This is a genomic window from Pseudomonas sp. Pse79 (genome assembly GCF_024519615.1).
In the GTDB taxonomy this organism is placed as follows: Bacteria; Pseudomonadota; Gammaproteobacteria; order Pseudomonadales; family Pseudomonadaceae; genus Aquipseudomonas; species Aquipseudomonas veronii.
Map to the genome: position 1 here is coordinate 74,156 of NZ_JALJRR010000027.1, position 11,370 is coordinate 85,525.

General features: G+C 64.4%; 8 protein-coding genes and 1 pseudogene. 7 read left to right on the top strand and 2 right to left on the bottom strand.

Features of this window, described 5'->3' with window-relative positions; translation table 11 throughout:
• Window positions 1-350 precede the first annotated feature (350 nt).
• The 3 genes and pseudogenes from NR164_RS30635 to NR164_RS25725 form a co-directional block, all read left to right on the top strand.
• Window positions 351-554 (top strand): annotated as a pseudogene (locus NR164_RS30635) (HAMP domain-containing protein); the annotation flags it as partial.
• A 153-nt stretch (window positions 555-707) separates the two neighbouring features.
• Window positions 708-1,412, top strand: coding sequence for a methyl-accepting chemotaxis protein (locus NR164_RS30640; RefSeq protein WP_370737529.1), 705 nt, complete (start codon window positions 708-710; stop codon window positions 1,410-1,412).
• Window positions 1,413-1,538: 126 nt separating this feature from the next.
• Complete coding sequence (locus NR164_RS25725) at window positions 1,539-1,967, top strand: hypothetical protein (protein ID WP_017845460.1); 429 nt, start codon at window positions 1,539-1,541, stop codon at window positions 1,965-1,967.
• On the opposite strand, the gene NR164_RS25730 is transcribed toward NR164_RS25725, so the two are convergent.
• Window positions 1,914-2,690, bottom strand: coding sequence for a TatD family hydrolase (locus NR164_RS25730; RefSeq protein WP_057005144.1), 777 nt, complete (start codon window positions 2,688-2,690; stop codon window positions 1,914-1,916). The two genes, NR164_RS25725 and NR164_RS25730, sit on opposite strands and share 54 nt — an antisense overlap.
• 2 nt (window positions 2,691-2,692) lie before the next feature.
• A complete protein-coding gene (cra, locus tag NR164_RS25735; RefSeq protein ID WP_017845458.1) occupies window positions 2,693-3,688 on the bottom strand; it encodes a catabolite repressor/activator in 996 nt (331 codons plus the stop codon).
• 295 nt (window positions 3,689-3,983) lie between these two features.
• Between cra and ptsP the strand changes: the two genes are divergently transcribed.
• From ptsP to NR164_RS25755, 4 genes are all read left to right on the top strand, one after another.
• Entirely contained in the window at window positions 3,984-6,842 is a 2,859-nt protein-coding gene (gene ptsP / locus NR164_RS25740; RefSeq protein WP_256823456.1) for a phosphoenolpyruvate--protein phosphotransferase, read from the top strand.
• A complete protein-coding gene (gene pfkB / locus NR164_RS25745; RefSeq protein ID WP_046488116.1) occupies window positions 6,843-7,784 on the top strand; it encodes a 1-phosphofructokinase in 942 nt (313 codons plus the stop codon). It abuts the gene before it with no gap.
• Between the two features lie 11 nt (window positions 7,785-7,795).
• Window positions 7,796-9,514 (top strand): PTS fructose-like transporter subunit IIB, encoded by a 1,719-nt coding sequence (locus NR164_RS25750; protein WP_017845455.1) that lies wholly within the window; start codon window positions 7,796-7,798, stop codon window positions 9,512-9,514.
• A 191-nt stretch (window positions 9,515-9,705) separates the two neighbouring features.
• Entirely contained in the window at window positions 9,706-11,247 is a 1,542-nt protein-coding gene (locus NR164_RS25755; protein ID WP_256823457.1) for an alkaline phosphatase, read from the top strand.
• The last annotated feature ends 123 nt before the right edge of the window (window positions 11,248-11,370 follow it).

Genomic DNA, 11,370 nt, shown 5'->3' on the forward strand with positions numbered 1-11,370 from the left:
TCGGCCAGGGTTTTCTCAACTCCTCCTCCAGCACGCGCTTCGACGAGCTGTTGCAGCAGTTGGAAAAACTCCAGGCCGAATACGGCTTGAAGCTGCAGGACGCCCTGGGCTCCAGCAAAGCCGCCCACACAGCGCTCGACAGCCTGGCCAAGGCCAGCAACGCGAGCCTAAAGCAAGGCAGTGAACTGTTTGAAGAGCAGGTGGTGATGGCCGAAACCCTCGACGCACCGTGGCAGGGCTTCTACGACGACGTGAGTCAACTGATGGCCCAGACCTACCAACTCAATGAGGCCACCCTGGGTTTCCTCGGACAACAGTTGGAGCAACGGCTGACGCAAAACCGCACGCACATGGTCGTACTGGTGTCGGCCCTGGCGGCGGTGTTTTTGCTGATCTTTTATCTGTACGCCGGTTTCTATGCCTCGACGCGCACCACGTTGCGGCGCTTGGGGGCGATGATGGACAAGGTGGCGGCGGGCGATATGACCGTCACGTTTGTCGCCCGCAGCCGCGACGAGTTGGGCGAACTGGGCCAAGTGTTCAATGGCACCGTGGCCAAGATCCACGACCTGATCGAGCGCGTCGGGCACACCGTCAGCCAGGTTGAGTTGCAGGCCGGCCAGGTCGAGGCGGTCTCGGCCCGCAGTAACCAGGCGGTCTCCGGGCAGCGCAGCCAGATCGAACAGGTGGCGACGGCCATGAACCAGATGTCCTCCACCGCCCAGGAAGTGGCACGCAGCGCGGCGGCGGCGGTGAGCAGCGCCCATAGCGTCAACGATGAAACCGTCAGCGGCCGTGGCCTGGTGCAGTCCCAGCAAGGCAGCATTGCGCGGTTGGCATCGGAGATCGATGAGTCGGTACGCGTGATCAATCAACTGGCCACCGACAGCCAATCCATCAGCAGCGTGCTGGAAGTGATCAAGAGCATCGCCGAGCAAACCAACCTGCTGGCGCTCAACGCCGCGATCGAAGCGGCCCGCGCCGGGGAGCAGGGCCGCGGCTTTGCGGTGGTGGCCGATGAAGTGCGGACCCTGGCCCGGCGTACCCAGCACTCCACTGAAGAGATCGAGCAGATGATCAGCCGCTTGCACAGCGGTGTCGGCGCGGCGGTCAAGGCCATGGGCACCAGCCATGCCATGGCTGAAGGCACCGTGGGCCAGTCGGAAAAGGTCCAGCAGGCCCTGGAAAATATTCTCGGCGCCGTCGGCATGATCGTGGATCAGAACCAGCAAATTGCCGCCGCCGTCGAGCAGCAAACCGCGGTCGCCCACGACATTGACCGCAACATCGTCGAGATCAACCGCGCCGGAGAGCATGCGGCCGACGGTGCGTACCAGACCGAAGCGGCCAGCCGGCAGTTGTCGCAGCAGGTGATCGAGCTGAAGCAACTGATCGGCGCATTTCGGGTGTAGGGCCTGTTAGTAGGATTTGTCCTTTGTGGTTGTGGTGTTTGTCTTAATTTTGCGACGTATCTTTTCTGGCGGCGTGAATAGGTGAAAATTTGTTTCACCTGGTCACAGTCCCAAGGAGGCACGGCGATGATTGCTGCATTCGGTATCAGAGGGCGCTGTGCCCGATGCGACATGACGTTTGAACTCAAGCCTTGGCAGTTGAACGCGATTGCCATCGACGAGCCGTTCGAGTGCGTGTATTGCCAGTCGGGCCTGCAGTTGCGGTGTCGCAAACAGCAGCGTCAATTTCGTGCGCTGGACCAGTGGGCGCTGGTTCGCCCGAGCATGATCATCCTGACCTGCGTGACCTTGCTGGTGGCACTGGTGGCGGAGTGGGTGGGGTTACTCAGTGTGATCGAGCAGCTCAACCTTTCACTGGTGACGGTGCTGATCCACTGCCTGGTGTTGCGTTTTGCCCGCCATCGGCAACGCATGACCCTGGACCTGCAGGCCGTCAGCCCGCTACCAATTGAACAGCTCGCACGCGTTGCGTGTGCTCGCCTGCGCCAGCGATAACGGGCTCAGGCCCATGCGCTCGGCCAACGCGGCGCAGATCTCGGGCAGGTGTTCCGGGCTGTTGCGCTGGCCGGGGTGCATGGCGGGGGCCATGTCCGGTGCATCGGTTTCCAGTACCACGGCTTCCAGGGGCAGTTGCGCGAGTACTTTGTGCATGCGCAGCGCCTGTGGCCAGGTGGCCGCGCCGCCCAGGCCCAGTTTGAACCCCAGCTTGATGTACTCGCGCGCCTCTTCGCGGCTGCCGGCGAAGGCGTGGATGATGCCGCCCCGTGGCAGGCGGATGCGCTTGAGGGTGGCGATCACGGCGGCATGGCTGCGGCGCACATGCAGCAGGGCCGGCAGTTGGAAATCCACGGCCATCTTGAGTTGGGCTTCGAACAGGTGTTGCTGGCCTTCACGGTCGAGATGTTCGAGGAAGTAATCCAGGCCGATCTCACCCACCGCGCACAATTGCCGATGGCCCCGCAGGCGGGTCAGCCAGTCGCCCAGGGCCGTCAGGTCGGCGGGGCGATGCTCGTCGAGGTACACCGGGTGCAGGCCGAAGGCTGCGAACAAACCTTCATCGTCTTGCACCAGATCCCACAGTCGTTGCCAATTTTGCTGATACACCCCCAACACCACCATGCGCTGTACGCCGAGTTGGCGGCTGTGCGCGAGGACTTGCCGGCGATCGCTGTCGAAGTCCGGGAAGTCCAGGTGGGTGTGGGTGTCGATCAGCTCCACGCTCAAACCTCGTGAATGCGCTGCTTGAAGGTGCGGCCGATGGCGTTTACGCCGGGTTGATACTGTTGTTCTTCAATCGCAGCCAGGGCCAGGCGCAGCGCGGTGTCGGCGATCAGTTGATGTTGCTGGGCCATGGCATTCACCGGCAGTGGCAGGAAATCCAGCAGTTGGGTATCACCGAAGGTGCCCAGGCGCAGCGGCCGCGTCTTGAGCGGGAAGTCATGCAGTGCGTCGAACACGCCTTGCAGCAGCACGTAGGACGTGGTCACCAGCGCGTCAGGCAAATGCCCCAGGCGCTGCAGTAATTGCTCCATCAGTTGCCGGCCGCAGTCGCGGCTGAACGCCTCGCCGTGTTCGACGATCACTTCACCGCCGAACCCCTGCAGCGCTTCACGGAAACCGGCGGCGCGCGCCTGGCTGATACTCAGCTCGGGCCGCGCGCCGATCAGCGCGATCTGCTTGGGCAACGGTTGCAGCAGGCTGCTGGTCAGTTGCTGGCAGGCCTGGCGGTCGTCGCTGACCACCGAGCAGAACTGCGCGGGGTCCATCTCGCGGTCGATGGCGATGACCGGCAAACCCTTGGCTTGCAGCTCGCGATAACTGTCGTCGCTGGCCGGCAGGCAGCTGGCAACGAACAGCGCGTCGCAGCGTCGGGCGCGGAACAGTTGCAGCAACTGGCGCTCGCTGTCGGCGTCATCGTCGGAGCTGGCGATCAGCAATTGATAGCCTCGCGCGCGCGCGCCCTGTTCCAACAACTTGGCAATTCGTGCGTAACTGGGGTTTTCCAGGTCTGGCAGGATGAAACCCAAGGTGCGCGTATGCCGGCTGCGCAGTCCCGCAGCCTGGGGGTTGGGCGTGAAACCATGGGCTTGGACCACCGCACGCACGCGCTCGACGGTTGCGCTGCTGATGCGTTGTTGTTCGGCTTTGCCATTGATGACATAGCTGGCGGTGGTCACGGACACACCGGCGAGACGGGCGATATCACTGAGTTTCAAACCGGGATTTCCTTGTTTTCTGGAGCTTGCCCCGACATTTTGTCCAATCGTAACCGATTACTGCAGACGACCAATGTCTCAGCTCAAGTGCCGAGTGGGTCTTCAAGGATGCGCAATTAACGCGTAATCTGCCACGAATTCTAGATTAAACGTTTCAGCAGGCGTATTTTTGCGATGTTCGCTACTGAGTGGCTACTGCCAACCGACTGCTCAGTCAGTTTGTTCATGAACGACTTTAGACTGATTTATTCAAAACAATACCTAGTGCGCCCGACGCACTAACTAGGAGAACGGCATGCTTGAGCTCACCATAGAGCAGATTTCCATGGGCCAGACGGCTGTGGATAAATCTGCTGCCTTGCACCTGCTCGCTGACAAACTGGTGGCCGACGGCCTGGTCGCCGAGGGTTATCTCAGCGGCTTGCAAGCCCGTGAAGCCCAAGGTTCGACCTTTCTCGGTCAAGGCATCGCGATCCCTCACGGCACCCCCGAAACCCGCGATCAGGTATTTTCCACCGGCGTGCGCCTGCTGCAGTTCCCCGAAGGGGTGGACTGGGGCGATGGCCAGATCGTCTACCTGGCCATCGGCATTGCCGCCAAATCCGACGAACACCTGCGCCTGCTGCAACTGCTGACCCGCGCCCTCGGGGAAACCGACCTGGGCCAGGCACTGCGCCGCGCCGCTTCCGCCGAGGCCCTGCTGAAACTGTTGCAGGGCGCGCCGCAGGAACTGGCATTGGACGCGCAAATGATCGGGCTCAGTGTGTCCGCCGATGATTTTGAAGAGCTGGTGTGGCGCGGCGCCCGCCTGCTGCGCCAGGCCGATTGTGTGAGCAATGGCTTTGCCGCCGTGTTGCAGCAGGTCGATGCGCTGCCCCTGGGCGATGGCCTGTGGTGGTTGCACAGCGAGCAGACCGTCAAGCGCCCGGGGCTGGCGTTTGTCACCCCGGACAAACCCATGCGTTACCTCGGCCAGCCCCTCAATGGTCTGTTCTGCCTGGCCAGCCTCGGCGAGGCGCACCAGACCTTGCTCGAACGCCTGTGTGCGCTGTTGATTGAAGGGCGTGGCCAGGAACTGGGCCGCGCCACCAGCAGCCGTGCGGTGCTTGAAGTATTGGGCGGCGAGCTGCCACCCGACTGGCCCAGCGCACGCATCGCCCTGGCCAATGCCCATGGCCTGCACGCGCGGCCGGCGAAGATCCTCGCGCAACTGGCGAAAAGTTTTGACGGCGATATTCGTGTACGCATCGTCGATGGTGCGGTGGGCGCCGTGTCGGTGAAAAGCCTGAGCAAGCTGCTCAGCCTCGGCGCCCGGCGTGGCCAGGTGCTGGAGTTTGTCGCAGAGCCGACGATTGCCGACGATGCGCTGCCCGCCTTGCTGGCCGCGGTACAAGAGGGGCTTGGCGAAGAGGTCGAGCCGCTGCCTGTCGCGAGTGCACAAGCCGCCGCCGTGGTGCTCGAACCGACGCTCAGCGCGCCCCTGGCCGGCAGCCAGATCCAGGCCATCGCCGCCGCACCGGGCATCGCCATCGGCCCGGCGCATATCCAGGTGCTGCAACCGTTCGACTATCCGCTGCGTGGCGAGTCCTCGGCCATCGAGCGCCAACGCCTGCACGCCTCACTGGCCGATGTGCGCGGCGATATCCAGGGCCTGATCGAACGCAGCCAGGCCAAGGCGATCCGCGAGATTTTCATCACCCACCAGGAAATGCTCGACGACCCGGAACTGACCGACGACGTCGACCCCCGCCTCAAGCAGGGTGAAAGCGCCGAAGCCGCCTGGATGAGCGTGATCGAAGCCGCCGCCAAGCAGCAGGAATCGTTGCAGGACGCCTTGCTCGCCGAGCGCGCCGCCGACCTGCGCGACATCGGTCGCCGTGTGCTGGCGCAGTTGTGCGGTGTCGAAACCGTCCAGGAACCGAACGAACCCTACATCCTGGTGATGGACGAAGTCGGCCCGTCGGATGTGGCGCGCCTCGACCCGGCGCGCGTCGCCGGCATTCTCACCGCCCGTGGCGGCGCCACCGCCCACAGCGCCATCGTCGCCCGCGCCCTGGGCATCCCCGCCTTGGTGGGCGCCGGCCCGGCCGTGTTGCTGCTGGCCGCCGGTACGCCGTTGCTGCTCGACGGTCAGCGCGGCCGCCTGCATGTCGACGCCGACGCCGCGACCCTGCAACGCGCCAGCGTCGAACGCGACACCCGTGAACAACGCCTGCAAGCCGCCTCGGCGCAGCGCCATCAGCCGGCCCTGACCCGGGATGGGCACGCCGTGGAAGTGTTCGCCAACATCGGCGAAAGCGCCGGCGTGGCGAGCGCGGTGGAGCAGGGCGCCGAAGGCATTGGCCTGCTGCGCACCGAACTGATTTTCATGGCCCACCCCCAAGCGCCGGACGAAGCCACCCAGGAAGCTGAATACCGCCGCGTGCTCGATGGCCTCGGCGGTCGCCCGTTGGTGGTCCGTACCCTGGATGTGGGCGGCGACAAACCGCTGCCGTATTGGCCGATCGCCGAGGAAGAAAACCCCTTCCTCGGCGTGCGCGGCATTCGCCTTACGCTGCAACGCCCGCAGATCATGGAAGCGCAATTGCGCGCACTGCTGCGCTCGGCGGATAACCGGCCGCTGCGCATCATGTTCCCCATGGTTGGCAGCGTCGATGAGTGGCGCGCTGCGCGGGACATGACCGAGCGCCTGCGCCTGGAAATCCCGGTGGCCGACCTGCAACTGGGGATCATGATCGAAGTGCCGTCCGCCGCGTTGCTCGCGCCGGTGCTGGCCAAGGAAGTCGACTTCTTCAGCGTCGGCACCAACGACCTGACCCAGTACACCCTGGCCATCGACCGTGGCCACCCGACGCTGTCGGCCCAGGCCGATGGCCTGCACCCCGCCGTGTTGCAACTGATCGACATCACCGTGCGCGCCGCCCATGCCCATGGCAAATGGGTCGGTGTGTGCGGTGAACTGGCCGCCGACCCGCTGGCGGTGCCGGTGCTGATCGGTCTCGGCGTGGATGAGTTGAGCGTGTCGGCCCGCAGCATTCCCGAGGTGAAGGCGCGGGTGCGAGAATTCAGTCTGAGCGAGGCCCAGGGCCTGGCGCAACAAGCACTCGCGGTGGGTTCGCCCGCTGAAGTGCGAGCCCTTGTGGAGGCCGTGTAGATGGCAAGGATTTTGACCCTGACGCTGAACCCGGCGTTGGACCTCACGGTACGCCTGGCGCGCCTGGAACCCGGTGAAGTCAATCGCAGCGAGACGATGCTGACCCACGCGGCCGGCAAGGGCGTGAACGTCGCCCAGGTGCTGGCCGACCTCGGTCATCAGGTCACCGTCGGTGGTTTTCTCGGCGCGGACAACCCCCAGGCCTTTGACGCGCTGATCGCGCGCCGTGGGTTTGCCGATGCGTTCATCCGCGTGCCCGGCGAGACCCGCAGCAATATCAAGATCGCCGAACAGGATGGTCGCGTCACCGACATCAATGCGCCGGGGCCGCTGGTCAGCGAGCAGGCGCAGCAGGCGTTGCTCAACCAACTCACGCTGATCGCCCCGGGGCACGATGCGGTGGTGGTCGCCGGCAGCTTGCCGTGCGGTGTCAGCCCGCAGTGGTTCCAGGGCTTATTGGCGCTGCTGAAAGACCTCGGCTTGAAAGTTGCCCTGGACACCAGCGGCGCTGCCCTGCGCGCCGGGTTGCAGGCCGGCCCGTGGTTGATCAAGCCCAATACCGAAGAACTTGCCGAAGCGCTGGACTGCCCGACCGACTCCGTCGACCAACAGGCCCAGGCCGCCGCGCGTTTGCATGCCAGCGGCATCGAGCATGTGGTGATTTCCCACGGTGCCGACGGCGTCAACTGGTTCAGCCCCGGCACGGCGCTGCATGCCACGCCGCCGAAAGTCAGCGTCGCGAGTACGGTCGGCGCCGGCGATTCGCTGCTGGCCGGGATGCTCCACGGTTTGCTCGGTTTCGATCTACCCGAGACCACCTTGCGCCGCGCCACGGCGATTGCCGCGATGGCTGTCACGCAGATCGGGTTTGGCATCAGCGATGATGCGCAATTGGCGCGTCTCGAAAGCGGCGTCCATGTGCGCCCGCTGACAGAACAATAAGAGGGTTTGTGATGAATTTAGCCATTGTTACCGCCTGCCCGAACGGCATGGTCACCAGTGTGCTGTGCGCCCGTTTGCTCGACGCCGCCGCGCAGCGTCAGGGCTGGAGCACCAGCGTCGAAGTGGTGGACGTGCAGCGCCCGGAACGCCAGTTGTCCCAGGCCACGCTCGATGCCGCCGAGTGGGTGTTGCTGGTCAGCAGCACGCCGCTGGATATGCAGCGATTTGTCGGCAAGCGCGTGTATCAGAGCACCCCGGCGCAGGCCTTGCAGGACGTCGAGGCGGTATTGCGGCGCGGCGCCGAAGAGGCTCAGGTGTATGTCGCCAGCGAAGCCCCGGTGGCGGCCAAGCAAGCCCCGCGTATTGTCGCGATCACCGCCTGCCCGACCGGCGTGGCCCACACCTTCATGGCCGCCGAAGCGTTGCAGCAGACCGCCAAGCGCCTGGGCTATGACTTGCAGGTAGAAACCCAAGGTTCGGTCGGCGCGCGCACGCCGTTGAGCCCGCAAGCGATTGCCGAGGCGGATGTGGTGCTGCTGGCGGCGGATATCGAAGTCGCCACCGAGCGTTTCGCCGGCAAGAAGATCTACCGCTGCGGCACCGGCATCGCCCTCAAGCAAGCCGAAGCGACCCTCAACAAGGCCCTGGCCGAAGGCACCGTGGAAAGCGCGGCGAGCGGGGCGGTGGCCAAGTCGGAAAAAACCGGGGTCTACAAACACCTGCTGACCGGCGTGTCGTTCATGTTGCCGATGGTGGTGGCGGGCGGTCTGTTGATTGCCTTGTCGTTCGTGTTCGGCATCCATGCCTTTGAAGAAAAAGGCACCCTGGCGGCGGCGCTGAAAACCGTCGGCGACCAGGCCTTCATGCTCATGGTGCCGCTGCTCGCGGGCTATATCGCCTATTCGATTGCCGACCGCCCCGGCCTGGCCCCCGGCATGATCGGCGGCTTGCTGGCCGGGACGTTGGGCGCGGGCTTTATCGGCGGGATTATTGCCGGTTTCCTCGCCGGTTACTGCGTCAAGCTGATCACCGGCGCGGTGCGCCTGCCGCAAAGCCTGGAGCCGCTCAAGCCGATCCTGATCATCCCGTTGCTGGCGAGCCTGTTCACGGGCCTGGCGATGATCTACCTGGTAGGCCCGCCGGTGGCGCGGCTGCTCACCGGGCTGACCGACTTCCTCAGCACGATGGGCACCACCAATGCCGTGCTGCTCGGCATCCTGCTCGGCGGCATGATGTGCGTTGACCTGGGCGGGCCGATCAACAAGGCCGCGTATGCGTTCTCTGTCGGCTTGCTGGCGGCGTCCAGCGGTGCGCCGATGGCGGCGACCATGGCGGCCGGCATGGTGCCGCCGATCGGCATGGGCATCGCGACCTTCCTGGCCCGGCGCAAGTTTGCCCAGACCGAACGCGAGGCCGGCAAGGCCGCGATGATTCTGGGCCTGTGCTTTATCTCCGAAGGCGCGATCCCGTTTGCTGCCAAGGACCCGCTGCGGGTGATCCCGGCCAGCATCGCCGGTGGCGCGTTGACCGGTGCGCTGTCGATGTACTTCGGCTGCAAACTGGCCGCACCCCACGGCGGCTTGTTTGTGCTGGTGATCCCGAATGCGATGAACCATGCGCTGCTGTACTTGCTGGCGATTGCCGCCGGTAGCGTGTTGACGGGGTTGGTGTATGCGCTGATCAAACGCCCGGAAGCGGTGGAACTGGCGGTCACACCCGCCCAAGCCTGACACCGTTGAACATGTGGGAGGGGGCTTGCCCCCGATGGCGATGTGTCAGTCACCCATGAATGGACTGACCCACCGCCATCGGGGGCAAGCCCCCTCCCACATTAGGATCTGCAAGGCTTTGAAGGCGGTGTCATATCGGCTTCATCCCTGCGTGTTCTAGTTGCCCTTTTGATACTTAAGAGGGCATCTGCATGAGCCATTTCGATCTCGGCCGTCGCCGCGTGATGCAAGCCGTCGGCGCGGGCCTGTTGCTGCCGGGGCTGGCACCGGCGGTGATTGCGTCGGTGAAGGACCGGCCGCAACTCACCGATGGCGTGCAGTCCGGCGACCTGCTCGGCGACCGCGCGATGATCTGGAGCCGCAGCGACCGCCCGGCGCGGATGGTGGTGGAATGGGACACCCGCAGTGTGTTCAGCAACCCACGTCGATTCGTCTCGCCGCTGGCCGACAACCGCAGCGACTTTACCGCCCGCGTCGAACTCACCGGCCTGCCCGCCGACCAGGCGATTTTCTACCGCGTGCAGTTCGAAGACGCCCAGACCGGCGTCGCCAGCGAGCCCTGGTTCGGCCACCTGCGCAGCGTGCCGCAACAGCGTCGCGATATTCGTTTTGTGTGGAGCGGCGACACCGTCGGCCAAGGCTTCGGCATCAACCCGGACATCGGCGGCATGCGGATCTACGAAGCCATGCGCCTGCGCCTGCCGGACTTTTTTATCCACAGCGGCGACACCATCTACGCCGACGGCCCGGTGCCGGCGCAACTGACCACCGAAGGCGGGCGCATCTGGCGCAACATCACCACCGAGGCCAAGAGCAAAGTCGCTGAAACCCTCGATGAGTATCGCGGCAATTACCGCTACAACCTGCTGGATGAAAACGTGCGGCGCTTTAACGCCGAAGTGCCGCAGATCTGGCAGTGGGACGACCACGAAGTGGTGAACAACTGGTCGCCGAGCAAGCAGCTCGATGAGCGTTACCAGACCAAGGACATCAACACCCTGGTCGGCCATGCGCGTCAGGCCTGGCTGGAATATTCACCCATGCGTCGGCAAAGCGCCGACGGCGGCGGGCGGATTTATCGCAAGCTCAGTTACGGCCCGCTGCTGGATGTGTTCGTGCTCGACATGCGCAGCTATCGCGGGCCCAACGATGACAACCTGGGCGGCGCCAAACCCTTCCTCGGCCGAGAGCAACTGGACTGGCTCAAGCGCGAACTCAAGGCGTCCCAGGCCCAATGGAAGGTGATCGCCGCCGACATGCCGATCGGCCTCGGCGTGCCCGACGGCGAAGTCAGCCCGGGCGTGCCGCGCTGGGAAGCGATCGCCAACAACGACCCCGGCCCGGCGCAAGGGCGCGAGTTGGAAATCGCCGAGCTGCTCGGGTTTCTGCGCGTGCAGCAGGTGCGCAACCATGTGTGGTTGACGGCGGATGTGCATTACTGCGCGGCGCATCACTACCACCCGGATCGGGCGGCGTTCCAGGACTTCGAGCCGTTCTGGGAGTTTGTCGCGGGGCCGTTGAATGCGGGGAGCTTCGGGCCCAATCCGCTGGATAAAACCTTTGGTCCGCAGGTGGTGTTCGAGAAAGCACCGCCGGCGCAGAACACCTCGCCGTTTGCCGGTTTCCAGTTTTTCGGCGAAGTGCAGATCGATGGGCAGACGGCGGAGTTGACGGTGATGCTGCGTGATCTGGATGGGGTTTCAGTGTTCGAGCAAAAGCTGCAACCGGTCTGATTGAGGGTGCAGTCAAAAACTGATTGGAGTGCAGTCAAAAACTGACTTGGAATACAGTCAAAACTGTGGGAGGGGGCTTGCCCCGGTACAGACCGGAGACATCCTTTACGTTTGAAACCGGAG